The sequence below is a fragment of the Acidisoma silvae genome (assembly GCF_020618775.1).
In the GTDB taxonomy this organism is placed as follows: Bacteria; Pseudomonadota; Alphaproteobacteria; order Acetobacterales; family Acetobacteraceae; genus Acidisoma; species Acidisoma silvae.
In genome coordinates this window covers 35,048-52,350 of record NZ_JAESVB010000008.1, presented here as the reverse complement: position 1 = coordinate 52,350, position 17,303 = coordinate 35,048, and the positions used below count along the sequence as shown (strand labels likewise).

Below are 17,303 nucleotides of genomic sequence, written 5' to 3'. Positions count from 1 at the left end.
GCATGAGTGACACCAGCCTGATCAGCCGAACCCGCTATGCCCTATCCGAAAACCCGATGACGCTTCTGGCGGCAATCCTTTTCGCACTGCTCATTTTCTGCGCTGTCTTCGGACCGCTGATGGCCCCCTATAGCCCCCTGCTGACCAATGAAGGTGCGCGGATGCACCCGCCGTCCTGGCTGCATCTGTTCGGCACCGACGCGCTGGGGCGCGACATCTTCAGCCGCGTGCTGATCGCGACGCGTCTGGACCTTGGCATGGCGATTTCTGCGGTTGTAATTTCCTTTGTCATCGGTACGGCGCTGGGCGCCATGGCCGGCTATTGGGGCGGCTGGGTGGATGCGATCTTCGGGCGCGTGATGGATACCATCATGGCCTTTCCGCTCTTCGTGCTGGCCATGGGCATCGTCGCAGCTCTGGGAAACAACGTGACGAACATCATCATCGCGACGGCGGTGATCAATCTGCCTTTCTACGGACGCTTTGCCCGCGCCGAGGTGAATGTGCGGCGCGACCTGGCCTATGTGGAGGCCGCACGCATGGGCGGCAACGGCGCCGTGCGCATCCTGTGGGGCCATATCGTCCGCAATATTCTGCCCGTGATGCTGGTGCAGGCCTCGCTGAACATGGGCTGGGCCATCCTGAACGCCGCCGGCCTATCCTTCATCGGCCTCGGTGTCCGTCCGCCGACCCCGGAATGGGGCATCATGGTGTCCGAAGGGGCGAGCTACATCTTTTCGGGTGAATGGTGGACCTTCGTGTTTCCGGGCGGCGCGCTGGTGATTGCCGTCTTCTGCTTCAACCTGTTGGGGGACGGCTTGCGCGATATCGTCGACCCGAGGCGCCGGACATGAGCGCAGCCGCGATGACGGACAGCGTGCCACTGCTGACGGTCGATGACCTCGTGCTCGATTTCCGCACGCGCAGCGGTACCGTTCATGTGCTTGACGGTATTTCGCTGACGCTGGAGCGCGGCGAAATTCTGGGCATCGTCGGCGAAAGCGGATCGGGCAAATCCGTGCTGGCCTATGCGATGATGGGCCTGCTTGACCCGGCGGCGCGCGTGCCACGCGGCGGCATCCGCTTCGCCGGGCGCAACATGCTGACGGAAAGCGAGCGCGCCTTGGCCGAAACGCGCGGCCGTGAAATCGCGATGATCTTTCAAAGCCCACGCACGGCGCTGAACCCTATCCGCCGCGTCGGCACTCAGGTGCAGGACGTGCTGCTGCGCCACGCCAATGTGTCCAAAAAGGAGGCCCGCACACGCGCGATCGAAGCCCTGGCGCGCGTGCGTATTCCAGACCCCGAGCGACGCTTCGACGCCTATCCGTTCGAACTGTCGGGCGGGCTGTGCCAGCGCGTGATGATTGCCATGGCCATGGCCTGCAATCCCTATCTGCTGATCGCGGACGAGCCGACGACGGGGCTGGATGTTACGACCCAGGCGGTGGTGATGGACCTGATCCGCGACCAAGTGCGAAGCGCTAATGCCTCCGTCGTGCTCATCACCCATGACCTCGCTCTGGCCGGCGAATATTGCGACCGCATCGCGGTGATACATGCGGGCCATATCGTGGAAATCGGCTCGACCGAAGCCATGCTGGACAGTCCCAAACATCCCTATACCGCGCGGCTGATCGGCGCGACGCCCGGCGGGCATGAGAGTATCGACGATCTGGCCTCCATCCCCGGATCCCTGCCCGATCTGCGCCGCGACCTGCCGCCCTGCCGTTTCATCGACCGTTGCGACCGCAAACTTGACCGCTGCGCCGTCGACCCTCTGCCGGCGGTCGCCATCGGCGCGGATCACCTCGTGCGCTGTTGGAACCCGCTATGAGTGCCATCATGGAGGCTGTGCGCCTCGTCAAACGCTATCCGACCGGCGGCGGCATGCTGCATGCCGTGGATGAGGTCGATCTCGCCATCCAGCCTGGAGAGAGCGTTGGCCTTGTGGGAGAATCGGGCTGCGGCAAATCGACTTTGGTGCGGCTGCTGGGCCGGCTGATCGAACCGACCGACGGCGCCATCGTTTTCGAAGGCCAGGACATCGCGCCGGTGCCGTTGCGCCGCTTCGTGCATGACACGGCGCGCGGGCGCATTCAGGTCGTGTTTCAAGACCCGACGGAAAGTCTGAATCCGACATTGACGGTCTTCGAGACCGTGGCCGATCCGATCCGCAGGCTGGGGACTGCCGGAGATCGCAATGCGCTGGCGGCGCAGGTGCGCAAGGCCATCGCGCTGGTAGGCCTGCCGCCGGAGATGGAAACGCGCCTGCCGCATCAGCTGTCGGGCGGGCAGCGGGCGCGTGTGGGCATTGCCCGCGCGATTGCGCTGCGACCCTCGCTTTTGATTTTGGATGAGCCGACATCGGCGCTCGATGTCTCGGTTCAGGCCGTCATCCTGCGCCTGCTCGCCGATCTGCGCTCCGAACTTGGGATGAGCTACCTGTTTGTCTCGCATGACTTGAACGTCGTGCGGCTGCTGTGTAGCCGCATCGTCGTCATGTATCTGGGCAAGGTGGTGGAGGAGGGCCCGACCGAGGCGCTGTTCCGTGACCCGCGCCACCCCTATACGCGCGCGCTGCTCGCTTCCATCCCAAACCCCGCGCGACGGGGCCAGACGCCTTGGCGGCTGGAAGGATCGGCCAGCAGCCCGATCGATCCATCCCCCACCGTCTGCCGTTTCTATGGCCGCTGCCCGCGCCAGGAAGACGCCTGCGCCAAGACGATGCCGGCGCTGCGTGCTGTCGGGTCGGACGGCGTGCATCGCGCCGCCTGTCATTTCGCCGAGGAGACTTCCGCATGAGCGCGTCCAATGACATCGCCCGCATGGATGCCGGCACACTTGCCGCCAAGATCCGCACGCGGGAACTTTCAGCCGCCGAGGTGACGGAAGTGGCCTTGCAGCGCATGGAGGTTCTGGAGCCGCATATCCATGCCTTCTGCACGCCCACGCCGGAACTGGCGCGGGCGACGGCGGCCGATATCGACACGCGCATCGCCCGCGGCGAGGCCGTGGGGCCGCTGGCCGGCGTGCCGATCGGCATCAAGGATCTGGTCGCGACGGCGGGCATTCGCACCGTCATGGGATCCAATATCTACCGCGACTTCGTGCCGGACGAGGATGACGTGGTGGTGGAGCGGCTGAAGGATGCCGGCGCCGTCATCCTGGGCAAGACCAATGTGCCGGAATTCGGCTATAGCGGCGTCGGCCATAACCCGGTCTTCCCGACGACGCGCAACCCCTGGAACCTGGCGATGACGCCGGGTGGGTCGAGCGCGGGTTCCGGCGCGTCGGTCGCCGCTTTCGTCTCCCCCTTCGCCATCGGTAGCGACGGCGGCGGATCGATCCGCATTCCCGCCGCGCATTCCGGCCTCGTCGGCATCAAGGCCAGCATGGGCCGCGTGCCGCTGTATCCTGGCTGCAAGGATGAGCGTTACCCCGGCGTGTCGAGTTGGGAGAGCCTGGAACATATCGGCCCGATGAGCCGCACGGTCGCGGATTCCGCGCTGATGCTGAGCGTGATCGCGGGGCCCGATCCGCGCGACCGCCTGTCGATCCCGTCCGGCGATGTCGATTGGCTGGCCTCAGCCAAGCCTTTGGACATGAAGGGGATGCGCATCGCCTATAGCGCCGATTGGGGCTATGCGGCGGTGGACCCGGAAGTGCGCCGCGTGGTGGCGGAAGCCGTGCGCGTGTTCGAAACCGATCTCGGCTGCATCGTGGAAGAGGCGCATCCCGGCTGGGAAGACCCGGCCGAGCAGTTCTGGAGCCTGGTCGCGATGGAAAGCGACCTTGTCGGCATGCGCGCCATGGTGGACGGGCGGCGGGGCGAGATTTCGCCCTTCCTGCTCGCCTTGCTCGACCGGAAATGGACGGCCGAGGATTTCACCAATGCCAATATGGCCCGCAAGATGGTGATGAACCGCATGTGGCGCTTCATGCAGAAATACGATTTCCTTCTCACGCCGACGCTCGCCGTGCCGCCTTTTCCGGTTCATATGCAGGGGCCGGAGATTATCGAAGGCCGGATGGTGCGACCAGCCGACTGGCTGTGCTTCACCTTCCCGATGAATATGACCGGTCAACCGGCAGCCTCGGTGCCCGCAGGCTTCACCAAGGACGGCCTGCCGGTAGGGCTGCAGATCGTCGGGCGCCATCTGGCCGATGCCAGCGTGATCGCGGCGGCGACCGCCTATGAGGCGGCGCGTCCCTGGGCCGGGCGCGAACCCGGGCTGCTCGCGGAGCTTGGGCTTTGACGCTTTGGGATAAGCAGACGGGCAGCCTGGATTTTTCCACGCTGCGCACGGGCTATGCGACGGGGCTGACGCCGACAGAGGTTGTGCTGGCGATCTTCGCCCGTATCGATGCGCGCGGCGAAGACCCCGCCTGGATTCTGCCCTTTCCGCGCGAGTCGGTGCTGGCGCGGGCGGTTGAGCTGGAAAGGGACGGCCAGCGCGACTTGCCGCTTTGGGGCCTGCCGCTGTCGGTGAAGGACAATTTCGACATTGCCGGCTACCCGACCGCCGAGGCCTGCCGTGCCTATTCCCGCATGGCGACGAAGACCGACCCTGTGGTCCAGCGGCTGCTGGATGCCGGGGCCATCATCATCGGCAAGACGAATATGGATCAGTTCGGTGTCGGCATTAACGGTACCCGCACCGATTACGGCATTCCGCGCAATACCTTCAATCCGGCCTTCATTTCCGGTGGTTCGACTTCCGGCGGCGGCGTGACGCTGGCGGCCGGGCTGGTGAGCATGGCGCTCGGCGGTGATGCCGCCGGTTCGGGCCGCGTGCCGGCGGCGCTGAACAATACCGTCGGCATCAAACCGACACCGGGGCTGATCGCGCTCGGCGGCGGCTCGCGCGCGGGCATGAGCGCCAGCCATAATGTCATGACGCTGACGGTGGCTGACGGCGTGATCGCGACGCGGGTGATGATAGGCTATGACCTGGACGATCCGCTGTCGCGGGCTGAGGCCGATACGTTCCATCTCAAGCTGACGGCGCTGCCGGACGTCTTCCGCTTCGGCGTGCCGTCCAAGGCAACGCGCATCTTCGCGGGTGACGCCGAGGCCGAGCGCTTGTTCGACGAGGCCATCGCCCGTTTGGAAAGACTGGGCGGGCAGCCAGTGGAACTGGATTTCGCGCCCTTCTATGCGGCGGCGAAGATGCTGTACGAGGATGCTTTCATCGCGCGGCGCTACGCCAATCTGCAAAGCTTCTTCGACGCGCATGAGGATCAGATCTATCCTGCGACGCGCGACATCATCGGCTGGGGTCGCGGCTATTCTGGCGCGGATGTCTTTGTCGCGCAGCAGACCTTGGCCCGTCACGCCCGCACCATTCGGCAGATGACGGCAGACCTGGACATCCTCGTGACGCCGACCACGCCCACAACGTTCACGATCGAGCAGATGCTGGCCGACAACATCCGCAACAACGCGATGCTCGGCACCTATACGAATTTCGTCAATCTGCTGGATATGTGCGCCGTCACCGTGCCGATGGGCTTTCGTGGCGACGGCCAGCCGCTGGGCATCAGCTTCGTCGGCCAGGCATTGCAAGACAGTGCCGCCGCCAGTTTCGCGCAAGCATTTCACACCGCACTGGGCGGCAAGCTCGGCGCCACACAGACGCCATTACCCACACCCTTGGAAGGAGCCTTTGCATGACTTCGATCAGTCGACGCGGCCTGCTGGCCTGTTCGATTTTGTCGCCCGTCCTGATTGCGGTCGGCGAATCCAAAGCCTTCGCCAAAACCCCGCCCGACGTCATGGTGGTCGTCGGCGAACAAGGCACCAATTCGCTCGACACCATGGTGCCGGTCGCGAACGACTACAGCCGCATGGTCAATTGGCAGGTCTATGACCGGCTGGTGACCCATGGAGCCAAAACCTTGCCGAATGGCACGGTGAGCTATGACGTGACGAAGGTCGAGCCCGAGCTTGCCGAAAGCTGGGAGATCAGCGCCGACGGCAAGACCTTCATTTTCCATCTGCGCAAGGATGCGACCTTCCATGACGGCACGCCCGTCACCGCCGATGACGTGAAATGGTCCTTCGACCGTGCGGTCTCGGTGGGTGGCTTCGCGCAGGTGCAGATGGGCGCCGGCGCCATGACCAAGCCGGAGCAATTCTCGGTCGTCGATCCGCATACCTTCAAGATCACTTTCGATCAGGCCAACAAGCTCAGCCTGCCGGATCTGGTGGTGCCGATTCCTTGCGTGGTCAATTCCACACTTGCCAAGAAGCATGCGACGGCGTCCGACCCCTGGGCGCTGGACTGGGTGCAGCACAATGATGCCGGCGGCGGCGCCTTCAAGGTCGCGAGCTGGAAGCCTGGCACGGAAATCGTCTTTACCCGCTTCGAGGATTGGAAATCCGGCCCGCTGCCGAAGCTGAAGCGCGTCATTTACCGCGAAATCGCCTCCCCCGGCACGCGCCGCGCGCTGCTGGAAAAGGGCGACGTCGATATCTCGGTCGGTCTGCCGCCCAAGGATTATGCGGAACTGGCCAAGGCCGGGAAGGTTCAGGTGATCGGCACACCGATCCAGAACGATCTTCTGTTCATCGACATGAATGTGACGATGAAGCCCTTCGACAATCCCCTGGTGCGCCAGGCGATGGCCTATGCGGTGCCGTATCAGTCCATCATGGATGCCGCGCTGTACGACCGTGGCGTGGCGATGTTCGGCGGTGATCCGTCCCAGCCCTATCCGGCGGAATGGCCGATCGTCTCCCATTACAAGACCGATCTGGACAAGGCCAAGGCCCTGCTGGCCCAGGCCGGTTACGCCAAAGGCTTCTCGACGACCTTGTCCTACGATCTCAGCCAGGCGACGACACGCGAACCGATTGCGCTGCTGTTCCAGGAAAACCTCGCCAAGATCGGCGTGACCGTCACCCTCAACAAGGTGCCGGGGGCCAACTGGTTCGCCCAGATGGCATCGAAGTCGATGCCCTTCGTCATCACCGAATTCTATGGCTGGCTGGTGCCGCCTGAGTATTTCTACTACTGGAATTTCTACGGAAAGAACAATGCGGTCTTCAACACGGCCGATTACAAGAATCCCAAGCTCGACGCACTGATCGAGGATGCGCGGTTCCAGAACGATCCGAAGCTCTATGACGCGGATCTGGTCAAGATGAATGACATCGTCATGAGCGATCTGCCGCGCATTCCGCTCGCACGCCTGTTCTTCGACGTCGCCATGCAGAAGAACGTGCAGGGCTACGAATACTGGTTCCACACGCATCTCGATTATCGGAAGCTGTACAAGTCTTGAGCCATCCTCTGCGCGCGCCGAACGACGCTTTCGGCGCTTTCGTGCCTTCCGCCCCGGTCCATGCGACCGGGGCGGCCACCGGCCCGCTCAAAGGTCTTGGCTTCGCCGCCAAAGACCTGTTCGATGTCGCCGGTCTCGTCACCGGTTGCGGCAACCCGGACTGGGCAGCCAGCCATCCGCCCGCCCGCGCCCATGCCTTCGCCGTGCAGCGCCTGCTGGATGCGGGAGCAACCCTGGTCGGCCGCACCATCACGGATGAAATTTCACTGGGCCTGCTCGGCCGCAACCAGTTCCACGGCACGCCCATCAACCCGCGTGCGCCGGAGCGCCTGCCCGGCGGGTCGTCCAGCGGGTCTGCCGCCGCCGTTGCGGGCGGTCTGGCCGACCTGGCGCTGGGCACGGATTCCGGCGGGTCGGTGCGGGTGCCGTCCAGCTTCTGCGGACTTTACGGCATGCGCCCGACCCATGGGCGGATTTCCGTCGCCGGGCTGATGACGCAATCGCCGAGCTTCGACACGGTGGGAGTTTTCGCGCGCGACGCGGCGCTGCTGGATACTGCCTATGGGCTTTTGCTGGATGATCAGGCGCAGGCGGGCAAGGTCGAGACAATCCTGGTCGCGACCGATGCCTTCGCGATTGCCGACGCCCCGGTGCGGGAGGCCTTGCAGCCGGCGCTGGCGAAGCTGCGCGCGCTGCTGCCGGCCGAGGACATCACCTTGTCGCAGGAAGGCCTGCCGCGCTGGGCGGAGCGTCAGCGTCGCCTGCAACAGGCCGAATTCGCCGTCACTTTCCGCGACTGGATCGACGCATTCAATCCGCGTTTTTCCTTCGAGGTCGGGCGCGGCTTGGCACTGGCGGCACTGACCGCCGAGATGGACCTGAGCGCCGAACGGGCTTTTCGGATCGCCGTGCGGGCTGAGATCACCGATCGGTTGGGTGGACGCGCGCTGATCTGCCTGCCGACGACGCCGATCCTGCCGCCGCTGCGCGGTATTCCGCTGTCGGCCATGGGCGAGGCTGGGCGGCGCATCACCGAGTTGACCGGCATCGCCGGCCTGACGGGTCTGCCGCAGATCAGCCTGCCCTTGGGCGAGGCGGCCGGCATTCCTGTAGGCCTGTCGCTGATCGGCTGGCCCGGATCGGACGAGGTGCTTCTGGCGCTCGCGAAGACGCTGGCCGCAGCCTAGGCAAGTCGGGCGGGTTTAACCGCCGACATCAGCCTTAAACGGCCGGAATGGCCAGATTACGGATCGCGTGACGACAGTCGCACATCCCCCATTTGAGATGGGGCGATGCGCTTTGTCGTTGCTCGAAGAGAAACGACGGCATACCGAGATACCGATTTGGCGTATCATATTGCCAACTGCCCTGGTGATGCGCGACAGCAAGCGCCCCGCCAATGGCAACGCATAGGAAAGAGCCAATCATGCGCACCATAAAAGGGCCGGCAATTTTTCTGGCGCAGTTTTTGAACCCTGACGCAGACGGGGATGAAGTTGCCGTCCTCGCTCAATGGACCAAGGCGCTTGGCTATCGCGGCGTTCAACTGCCCACAGGCAATTCCGCCGCCATCGATCTTACGCTGGCGGCAGAAAGCCTTGCCTATTGCGATGATCTCCGTGGGCGCTATGCGGAATGGGGCCTGGAGATCACGGAACTTTCCACCCATATCCAGGGTCAGCTTGTCGCGGTTCACCCCGCCTATGATGCGCTTTTCGACGGTTTCGCGCCTGAAGCGCTGCGCGGCAACCCTGCGGCGCGCCAGGCATGGGCAATCGATCAGCTCAAGCTCGCAGCCCGCGCGTCCGTCAATCTTGGTCTGTCGTCGCATGCCACCTTCTCCGGCGCCTTGCTGTGGCCTTATCTTTATCCTTGGCCGCAAAGGCCGGCGGGGCTGGTCGATACCGCCTTCGATGAACTGGCGCGGCGCTGGCGCCCGATCCTTGATGCTTTCGACAATGCCGGCGTCGACCTTTGCTATGAATTGCATCCCGGCGAAGACCTGCATGATGGCGTCACCTTCGAACGGTTTCTGGATGCCGTCGGGCAGCATCCGCGCTGTCATATTCTGTATGATCCCAGCCATATGCTGTTGCAGCAGATGGACTACCTGGGCTTCATCGACATCTATCATTCGCGGATTCGCGCCTTTCATGTGAAAGACGCCGAATTTGTCCGTTCCGCGCGCCAAGGCGTTTATGGCGGTTTCGAAAATTGGCTGAGCCGCGCTGGACGCTTTCGTTCGGTCGGTGACGGCCAAGTAGATTTCAGCGGAATATTTTCTCGTCTTACGCAATATGGTTATGCCGGCTGGGCCGTTCTGGAATGGGAATGCTGCATCAAGGCTGCCGCGCAGGGTGCCGCCGAGGGCGCCCCTTTCATCGCCAATCATATCATCCAAGCGAGCGACAAAGCCTTCGATGATTTTGCGGCGGTTCGCGCGGATCAGGCGATGCTGAACCAGCTTCTGGGCATCGCTGACTGATGGCTATCCGGAGACGAACTTAGACTTGACTGTCTGGGCCAACCCAAACGCCGCCTTGCCGGCTGGAAGCGACGGCGGCATCGACAAACCGCATGCCGATCAGCCCTTCACCGATCGTTGCCAGTTGCCGACTGTCCGGCTTTGCCGCCCGGCCTTCGTTGCGCGCCGTAATCTGCTCGGCCATATCCGTGTAGAGCTGCGCGAAAGCCTCAAGATAGCCTTCGGGATGGCCGACGGCCGCCCGCGGCTCATAGGGACGAGCAACGCCGCCCGGCATCACCCCCGCCCGGCCCAGGCGCTGCGGCGCCTCTCCGAAACGGGTAAAGTGCAAATCGTTGGGCTGTTCCTGAAACCAGCTGAGCCCACCAGTCTCACCATAAATCCGCACGCGGATGCCGTTATCGTTTCCCGGTGCCACTTGTGTTGCCCAGATCATGCCGCGCGCACCTGACGCATAGCGCATGAGGATATGAACATTGTCGTCCAAGACGCGGCCTTTGCCGAAAGCCGTGAGGTCGGCGCAAATCGCATCCGGCAGCATGCCGCTTACGAAACCGGCAAGGTGATAGGCGTGCGTTCCGATATCAGCGACGCATCCGCCGGCCCCTGAAAATGCCGGGTCCGTGCGCCAGCCCGCTTGCTTATTGCCCGCCGCTTCGATTGGCTCCGTCAGCCAGGATTGAACATATTCAACATTGACCAGCCGCACGGGGCCGATCGCACCTGCCGCCACCATGGCTTTGGCCTGCCGCACCATTGGATAGCCGGCATAGGTATGCGTGACGCCGAAGAGCCGGCCCGTTTTCTGCTGCACTGCAACAAGATCTTCCGCCTCCGCCGTATTCAGCGTCAGCGGCTTGTCGCAGATCACATCGATGCCGGCTTCCATGAAGGCTTTCGCGGGGCCATAGTGCAAATGATTGGGTGTCACGATCGCGACGACATCGATGCCGTCATCACGATTGCGCTCTCCGTCAACCATCGCCTGCCAGGTGTGGTAGCTGCGATCAGGCGCGATATGCGCTTCGGAAGCACCCTGACGCGCACGCTCCGCGTCAGACGACAAAGCACCCGCAACAAGCTCGAAATGGTCATCCAGCCGCGCCGCCATCCGATGAACCGGCCCGATCAATGAGCCGGGGCCGCCCCCCACCATGCCCAGACGAAGCCGCCGCGACGCAGATCGGAATGAGGCCATTGGCTCGTTTCTCCCATTAGTCTCTCAAGCTAACTGAGATGATCAGATCGCAAAAGACAGTTTCCCAACACGCGGACAGGGGTATTCCGCAATGCGCCCGGCTGCGTAAGAACGCCTAAGCGAGCCCGGCGGCCCGCGCGGCGCCGGCGCAAACCTCGGCCAAAGCCGGCAGGTGATCTTTCAAGGACACTTCCTCTCCCGGGCGGCGCAGGCAGGTCATGAGGATACTGGCGACCGCTTCGCCGCGCCCATCCAGCACCGGGCAGCAGAGATCGACAAGTCCCACGAAATGCCGACTTTCGTGATAGTCAAAACCGTCGCGCCGGATGCGCGCCAAATCATCCGCCAGTTTGGCGGCATCAAATCCGCCGGGCATCAGGGGTGCCCCTTCCTTGATAATCGCATCCCGCACAACCGGTTTTTGAAACGCCATGACAACCTTGCCTGAGGTTGCATCCAGAGCCGGACGGTGAAAGCCGAGCCGCAGGCTGAACACGAGATCCCGCCCGCCGGGGGCAGCGCCCAGCACCACCGTCTTGCCCTGATGCAGAACGACGAGATGGAGGGAGAATTCCGTCCGGTCCGCCAGATCCGTCATCAGCGGCATGGCGGCGGAGACTAGGTCGCGCGCGCGGGGCGTGCGCAGTCCGAGGGTGAACAGCCGGTCGGTCAGCTGCAAGGTATCGCTGTCTGAGTCCCGGGAGACATAGCCGCGCTCCAGCAGCACCATCACCATGCGGAAGATTTCGCTTTTGGAGCGCCCGAGCTGGGCGGCCAGGCGGGTCAGCGACAAAGGCTCGGCCTGAACGGACAAAGCCTCAAGGATATCGAGGCCTTTTTCCAAGGCCGGGGCTGAATAGCTTGATTTCATTCCTGGACTCCGAAGCGGGAACGGCGTTTCATTAGTGGTATTGACACCACAGACAAAACACCACTAGCGTTTTGTCACAATGCTGATCCGATTTAGGAGGCCCGCTTGCACCTGATCAAGGGACTGCGTGTGCTGGAAAGCCCCGATGGCCTCGCCATCGGCCGGATGCGCATCGGCGGCAGCTGGAGCGTGGGCACCTCCGGTCGTTTTCTGGAAATCGTCAGCCCCGCGACAGGTGCGCGGATCGGCGCGGTGCCGCTGGCGACGCGCGCGGACGCCGCGCTGGCGGTTGAAGCTGCCGTCGCCTCGAAACCTTTCATCTCCAAACTCTCGGTTTGGGATCGCGCAAAGCTGTGCCTCGCCGTCGCGGAGCGGATCGAGGCGCGGTCGGAGGAATTGGCTAGGCTTCTCACGCTGGAACAGGGCAAGCCGTTCCATGCCGAAGCGAAGGGCGAAATTGCCGGGGCCGTCACGGCGTTCCGGGATGCCGCCGAGCAGATCAAATGGCTGGAAACATCGGCCTTCCCGCTCGCCGATGCCAATAAGCGCGCCTATAGCTTTCTACAGCCCAAGGGCGTCTTCGGCGTCATCACGCCGTGGAATTTCCCGGCGTCCCAGCCTTGCATCTATTACCTCGCCCCAGGCCTTGCCACCGGCAATGCCATGGTCTGGGTGACGGCGCCGACAACTTCGCTCATCGCCTCCAAGCTGATGGAATGCTTTGTGGAAGCCGGTGTCCCGGATGGTGTCATCAACCTCGTCACCGGCGAAGGTCATGTCGCCGGTGACGCCGTCGTGACGCATCCCGGCGTCGATGCCATTGCCTTTACCGGCAGTTCGGAGACCGGCGCCATCATTGCCGCGCGCGGTGCCGGCAAGCCGCTGATGCTGGAACTGGGCGGCAACGGCCCGACGCTGGTTCTGCGCGACGCCGATATTGAGATGGCGGCGTCACGCATCGCTACCGGTTGCTTTGCCAATGCCGGACAAATCTGCACATCAACCGAGCGCGTGCTTGTGCATGACAGCGTTTATGACCGTTTTGCCGAAGCCATGGTGAAAGCCGCCAGCCTGGTGCGGATGGGTGACCCGTTTGATCCCGCTACGACCATGGGCCCGCTCAATAACGAGCCCACGGCCGCCAAGATGGACGAGCATTTGGCCGATGCGCGTGAGCGGCAGGCCGGCATCCTGTTCGGCGGCCGCCGGATGGACGGCATGCCGACGCGTCTGCATTACGAGCCGACCGTCGTCACCAATCTGACGGCAGACTCAAAACTGAATATTCATGAGACCTTCGGCCCCGTCGCCCCGCTGATCCGCTTTCGCGACGATGATGACGCCTGGGACATTATCGGCCGCAGCCGCTTCGGCCTTTCGGCCGCCGTCTTCACCAATACCATCAAGGATGCCTTTCGGTGGGCGGAATCCTTGCGCGTCGGTATCGTCAATATCAACGAAATGAGCCCCTTCTGGGAGACGCATATCCCAGCCGGCGGCGCTGCCGGCACGGCCAGCGGCATCGGCCGCACCGGCGGACGGCATACGCTGCTGGAAATGTCTGACCTCAAGACCATCACGATCGACATTTCCCGCTGATGGGGGCGCCCCTTCCCGTCTCCGGGCCGACGGCCGATGACGCAGCGACAAACCTGCTGTCACGCCTGATCGAAATCCCGAGCATCAACCCGGCCTTTCGGGCTGAGGGCGATCCTGCCGATTGGTTCGGTGAGCAGGCGAAGGCCGAATTTGTCGCAAGCTGGCTGCGTGACGCCGGCATTGCCGTCGAATTTCAGGACGTCTTGGCCGGCCGGCCCAATGTTATCGCCCGCGTGCCAGGCCGCACGGGCCAGCACAGCCTGCTACTGGAATGCCATCTCGACACCGTGCAGGTGACGGGCATGGCCGCGCCTTTCACGCCTGTTTTGCGTGACGGCCGCCTGTATGGACGCGGCGCCGTGGATGACGGCGGCTGCGTCGCCGCCATGATGCTGGCGATGCAGGCCCTGGCCGCCGACCCGGCGGATTGCGATGTCATTCTGCTCGCCGCGATGGATGAGGAGTTTCAGTATCGCGGCGTCTCGGCCTATCTCGGCGCCGGGCATCGGGCCGATGGCGGCATCGCGGGCGAACCCACCAGCCTGCGCGTCGTCACAGCCTGCAAGGGCTGCGTGCGCTGGCGCATAGAGGTTATCGGCCGTGCCGCCCATAGTTCCGAACCAGCCCGAGGTTTGGACGCGATTGCCGCCGCCACGGATCTGCTTGCGCATTTGCGTGCCTTACTGAACGCGCAACTGGCCGCTCGCAGCCACCCGCTCGTCGGCTCCCCCACCCTTGTCTGTTCCATGATCGAAGGCGGCCAAGGCCCCAATACTATCGCCGAGCGATGCCTGCTGACATTCGACCGCCGCACGCTGCCGGGCGAAAGCGGCATGGATGCCTGGAGGGATGCCAAGCAGGCTGCCGAAGCCTTTGCCCGAACCTTCCCCGAAGGTTTCGAGGTCATCGTTCATTCTCCCTTCATCGACAGCCTGTCGATGGCGATTGAAAATGGGGACGATCCGATCATCCGCAGTGCCCGGGCGGTCTGCCGCCAGCATGGCATCAACGACACGCCGGTCGGCGTGGCGTACGGTTCGGACGCGACCAAGATGACGGATGTCGGCGTGCCGACCATCGTTTTCGGTCCCGGCAGTATCGCCCAGGCCCATGCGGTCGAGGAATTCGTAGCCGTGGCGGATGTCACGCGCGCCGCCCGCATGATCGAAGATATCGCCCGGCACTTCAAACGCGCTTGAGGATTGAGGACATGACCGCGCCTGCCACCGGAAACCGGTTTGATGTGATTATCGTGGGCGCGGGTGCGGCCGGCGCGGTACTGGCCAATCGCCTATCCGCCGACAGCCGCCGCAGCGTGCTGCTGCTCGACGCCGGCCCCAACTACCGCAGTGCCGAACAGCCGCCGGAAATGGTCAGCCCCAATCCGTTCAACCTGCTTCTGCCCGAGAAATTCCAGAAACAGTATATGTTCGACGACCTGATGGCGCGGCGCACGCATCGGCAAGAGCCGCGCCTCTATTGGCGCGGCAAAGGCGTCGGCGGCAGCACATCCGTCAACGGCCAGATCGCCATTCGCGGCGTGCTCGATGCTTTTGACGAATGGGCCGAATACGGCTGCTCCGGCTGGTCCGCCGATGAAGTTTTACCCTATTTCAACAAGCTGGAAGATGACCTGACGCTCGGCAATTATCCCTATCACGGCTCCGGCGGCCCGATCCCGGTCTATCGCGCGCCGGTCGAGACCTGGGGACCGGTCGATCTCGCGCTGCGCGACGCCGCGATGGGTCTGGGCCATCCCTGGTGCGACGACCTCAATGCACCGGCCGCCGAAGGCGTGTGCAGTTTTGCGATCAATAGCCGCGACCACAAGCGCGTCTCCACCAATGACGCTTATCTGGAACCTGCGCGCAGCCGTCCGAACCTGACCATCATCGGCGATGCACTGGTCGATCGCGTCTTGCTGGACGGGCTGGTTGCCACGGGCGTGCGCGTCGCCCTGCCGGACGGGATACAGGAGTTTTTTGCGGCCGATGTCATCCTCTCGGCCGGTGCCATTCATTCCCCTGCCATCCTGCATCGGTCAGGCGTCGGGCCTGCCGATTGGCTGGCAGAAGCCGGCATCGCGCAGATACATGACCTGCCCGTCGGCCAGGGCTTCTTCGACCATCCGTTTGTCCGCGTCGAGCTTAAACTCAAGCCCGAATTCCGCGCGAAGGGACTGGATACGCGCCACACCAATTGCTGCGTGAAGTTCAGCTCCGGCCTGCCGGGTGCTGCCAAGCATGACATGCTGCTCGCCTCCTTCAATCATGGCGGCATCGGCGTCGATCAGGACATGTCGCAGTTCGGCGAGGCCGGCATTCATGTCATGCTGTATGAATGCCGCAGCCGCGGCACCGTGCGCACGCTGTCGGCCGATCCGCGCCATCATCCCGAGATCGACGAGAATATGATGAGCGACGCTTTCGATCTTGCGCGCATGCGTGCGGGTGCGCGCCACCTCGCGCTGATCTGCAATCATGAGGCGACGCGCAGCCTTTGCCGCGATGTCCAAATGGGCAATACCGGCCTGCCGCTTTCCGAACTTCTCACGGCTTCCGACGATCAGGTCGATGAATGGCTGATGACGGACTGCAATGACGCGCAGCATGGTGCGGGCGGCTGTGTCATGGGTGTGGAAGGCGAAAACTTCAGCACAGTGGATACACATGGCCGCGTGCATGGCATGCGCGGTCTGCGCGTCATTGACGCTTCCATCATGCCGCGCGACTGCAAGGCCAATACCAATTTCACAACGATCATGATCGGCGAGAAACTGGCCGACACCTTCCTGGCCGATGCCGCATGATTACCATCGACGACGTTCGTGCAGCCCAAGAGCGTATCGAAGGCTTCGTAAGGCGCACGCCGTTGATGGAAGTGACCCTCGCGCAACGATCGCCTTTGCCGGATGGTGCCTCGCTGCTGCTGAAACTTGAAAGTTTACAGGTAACCGGCTCATTCAAAGCGCGCGGTGCCATCAATCAATTGCTGTCACTGCCAAAGGAAATCGTGGCGCGCGGCATCGTGACCGCGTCAGGTGGCAATCACGGCATCGCTGTCGCCCGCGCGGCCCATGTCGCGGGCGTGGCCGCGACCATCTTTCTGCCTGAAAATGCGGCACCCGCGAAATTGGAGAAACTGACCGCCTGGGGCGCGACCACGCATCTTGTCGGCCGTTTTTGGGACGAGGCGCATGCGGCGGCAACAGCCTTCGCGCAAGATTCCGGCCTTCCTTATTTTCATCCCTTTGCCAGCCCGGCCATCGTCGCCGGACAAGGCACGGTCGCACTCGAAATTCTGGAACAGGCACCTGACATCGATTTGTTTCTGATCGCGATCGGCGGCGGCGGACTGATTGCCGGCATGTCCACCGTTTTGCGTGCGCTGCACCCGAATGCCCGCATCATAGGCATCGAACCTGTCGGTTCGCCTACGCTTTACGCCAGTCTCGAACAAGGCTCTGTTGCCAAGCTGGATAGCGTGACCACAAGCGTGCCGACCATGGCCTGCGCTCAGACGGATCCAGGCATTTTTGATATTGTTCGGAAGAATGTTGATGACATCATTCTTCTTGATGATGCGGCCATGTTCGATGCCGCGCGCTGGCTGTGGTTTGAATTCGGTCTCGCCGCTGATGCCAGCGGTGCGGCTGCCGCCGCTGCCCTTCTCTCCGGGCAGATCTCCGTCGCACCGGGTACGCGCATCTGCGCGCTTGTCTGCGGTGCGGGTCTGGACGCCTTTTCCTGACTCTGCTTTCTGTACGTTTGAATTGCAGACCGATAACAGTTAAAAACCGGTTCGGCTTTTCGTCTAATCTGGCACGCGATTTGCTTTAAATTCTGCAGAGAATTGCTTTG

Annotated in this window: 14 protein-coding genes; 12 read left to right on the top strand and 2 right to left on the bottom strand. The window is 63.2% G+C overall.

Features of this window, described 5'->3' with window-relative positions:
- Positions 1–2 precede the first annotated feature (2 nt).
- The 8 genes from ASILVAE211_RS16600 (at position 3) to ASILVAE211_RS16565 (ending at position 9,775) form a co-directional block, all read left to right on the top strand.
- The gene (locus ASILVAE211_RS16600) at positions 3–854 is read left to right on the top strand and encodes an ABC transporter permease (RefSeq protein WP_227322465.1); all 852 of its coding nucleotides are present in this window, start codon (positions 3–5) and stop codon (positions 852–854) included.
- Positions 851–1,837 (top strand): ABC transporter ATP-binding protein, encoded by a 987-nt coding sequence (locus ASILVAE211_RS16595; protein ID WP_227322464.1) that lies wholly within the window; start codon positions 851–853, stop codon positions 1,835–1,837. Before ASILVAE211_RS16600 ends, ASILVAE211_RS16595 begins: the two co-directional genes overlap by 4 nt.
- On the top strand, positions 1,834–2,805 hold the full coding sequence (locus ASILVAE211_RS16590) for an oligopeptide/dipeptide ABC transporter ATP-binding protein (protein WP_227322463.1): 972 nt from the start codon (positions 1,834–1,836) through the stop codon (positions 2,803–2,805). The genes ASILVAE211_RS16595 and ASILVAE211_RS16590 overlap by 4 nt, the downstream gene beginning before the upstream one ends.
- Positions 2,802–4,259, top strand: coding sequence for an amidase (locus tag ASILVAE211_RS16585; RefSeq protein WP_227322462.1), 1,458 nt, complete (start codon positions 2,802–2,804; stop codon positions 4,257–4,259). The genes ASILVAE211_RS16590 and ASILVAE211_RS16585 overlap by 4 nt, the downstream gene beginning before the upstream one ends.
- Positions 4,256–5,677, top strand: a complete 1,422-nt coding sequence (locus tag ASILVAE211_RS16580) for an amidase family protein (protein ID WP_227322461.1) — start codon at positions 4,256–4,258, stop codon at positions 5,675–5,677. Before ASILVAE211_RS16585 ends, ASILVAE211_RS16580 begins: the two co-directional genes overlap by 4 nt.
- On the top strand, positions 5,674–7,290 hold the full coding sequence (locus tag ASILVAE211_RS16575) for an ABC transporter substrate-binding protein (RefSeq protein WP_227322460.1): 1,617 nt from the start codon (positions 5,674–5,676) through the stop codon (positions 7,288–7,290). Before ASILVAE211_RS16580 ends, ASILVAE211_RS16575 begins: the two co-directional genes overlap by 4 nt.
- Complete coding sequence (locus tag ASILVAE211_RS16570; protein WP_227322459.1) at positions 7,287–8,477, top strand: amidase; 1,191 nt, start codon at positions 7,287–7,289, stop codon at positions 8,475–8,477. Before ASILVAE211_RS16575 ends, ASILVAE211_RS16570 begins: the two co-directional genes overlap by 4 nt.
- Before the next feature lie 239 nt (positions 8,478–8,716).
- A complete protein-coding gene (locus tag ASILVAE211_RS16565) occupies positions 8,717–9,775 on the top strand; it encodes a sugar phosphate isomerase/epimerase family protein (protein WP_227322458.1) in 1,059 nt (352 codons plus the stop codon).
- A gap of 19 nt (positions 9,776–9,794) precedes the next feature.
- Here ASILVAE211_RS16565 and ASILVAE211_RS16560 read toward each other — a convergent pair whose 3' ends face one another.
- Together ASILVAE211_RS16560 and ASILVAE211_RS16555 are read right to left on the bottom strand one after the other, a co-directional pair.
- On the bottom strand, positions 9,795–10,973 hold the full coding sequence (locus ASILVAE211_RS16560; RefSeq protein WP_227322457.1) for a Gfo/Idh/MocA family protein: 1,179 nt from the start codon (positions 10,971–10,973) through the stop codon (positions 9,795–9,797).
- A gap of 115 nt (positions 10,974–11,088) precedes the next feature.
- Positions 11,089–11,844, bottom strand: a complete 756-nt coding sequence (locus ASILVAE211_RS16555) for an IclR family transcriptional regulator (protein ID WP_227322456.1) — start codon at positions 11,842–11,844, stop codon at positions 11,089–11,091.
- 105 nt (positions 11,845–11,949) lie between these two features.
- Here ASILVAE211_RS16555 and ASILVAE211_RS16550 point away from each other — a divergent pair, with 105 nt between their 5' ends.
- The 4 genes from ASILVAE211_RS16550 to ASILVAE211_RS16535 are packed head-to-tail and all read left to right on the top strand — an operon-like array spanning position 11,950 to position 17,193.
- On the top strand, positions 11,950–13,443 hold the full coding sequence (locus ASILVAE211_RS16550) for an aldehyde dehydrogenase family protein (RefSeq protein WP_227322455.1): 1,494 nt from the start codon (positions 11,950–11,952) through the stop codon (positions 13,441–13,443).
- Positions 13,443–14,642: a M20/M25/M40 family metallo-hydrolase gene (locus ASILVAE211_RS16545; RefSeq protein WP_227322454.1), complete on the top strand. Its 1,200-nt coding sequence runs from the start codon at positions 13,443–13,445 to the stop codon at positions 14,640–14,642. The genes ASILVAE211_RS16550 and ASILVAE211_RS16545 overlap by 1 nt, the downstream gene beginning before the upstream one ends.
- Before the next feature lie 11 nt (positions 14,643–14,653).
- Positions 14,654–16,252, top strand: coding sequence for a GMC family oxidoreductase (locus ASILVAE211_RS16540; RefSeq protein WP_227322453.1), 1,599 nt, complete (start codon positions 14,654–14,656; stop codon positions 16,250–16,252).
- A complete protein-coding gene (locus ASILVAE211_RS16535) occupies positions 16,249–17,193 on the top strand; it encodes a threonine ammonia-lyase (RefSeq protein ID WP_227322452.1) in 945 nt (314 codons plus the stop codon). Before ASILVAE211_RS16540 ends, ASILVAE211_RS16535 begins: the two co-directional genes overlap by 4 nt.
- Positions 17,194–17,303 lie beyond the last annotated feature (110 nt).

What these genes read in the sequence shown, in the direction of transcription:
- ASILVAE211_RS16600 (WP_227322465.1), top strand. Translation starts at nt 3, where the DNA reads ATGAGTGACACCAGCCTGATCAGCCGAACCCGCTATGCCCTATCCGAA.
- ASILVAE211_RS16595 (WP_227322464.1), top strand. Translation starts at nt 851, where the DNA reads ATGAGCGCAGCCGCGATGACGGACAGCGTGCCACTGCTGACGGTCGAT.
- ASILVAE211_RS16590 (WP_227322463.1), top strand. Translation starts at nt 1,834, where the DNA reads ATGAGTGCCATCATGGAGGCTGTGCGCCTCGTCAAACGCTATCCGACC.
- ASILVAE211_RS16585 (WP_227322462.1), top strand. Translation starts at nt 2,802, where the DNA reads ATGAGCGCGTCCAATGACATCGCCCGCATGGATGCCGGCACACTTGCC.
- ASILVAE211_RS16575 (WP_227322460.1), top strand. Translation starts at nt 5,674, where the DNA reads ATGACTTCGATCAGTCGACGCGGCCTGCTGGCCTGTTCGATTTTGTCG.
- ASILVAE211_RS16565 (WP_227322458.1), top strand. Translation starts at nt 8,717, where the DNA reads ATGCGCACCATAAAAGGGCCGGCAATTTTTCTGGCGCAGTTTTTGAAC.
- ASILVAE211_RS16560 (WP_227322457.1), bottom strand. Translation starts at nt 10,973, where the DNA reads ATGGCCTCATTCCGATCTGCGTCGCGGCGGCTTCGTCTGGGCATGGTG.
- ASILVAE211_RS16555 (WP_227322456.1), bottom strand. Translation starts at nt 11,844, where the DNA reads ATGAAATCAAGCTATTCAGCCCCGGCCTTGGAAAAAGGCCTCGATATC.
- ASILVAE211_RS16545 (WP_227322454.1), top strand. Translation starts at nt 13,443, where the DNA reads ATGGGGGCGCCCCTTCCCGTCTCCGGGCCGACGGCCGATGACGCAGCG.
- ASILVAE211_RS16540 (WP_227322453.1), top strand. Translation starts at nt 14,654, where the DNA reads ATGACCGCGCCTGCCACCGGAAACCGGTTTGATGTGATTATCGTGGGC.
- ASILVAE211_RS16535 (WP_227322452.1), top strand. Translation starts at nt 16,249, where the DNA reads ATGATTACCATCGACGACGTTCGTGCAGCCCAAGAGCGTATCGAAGGC.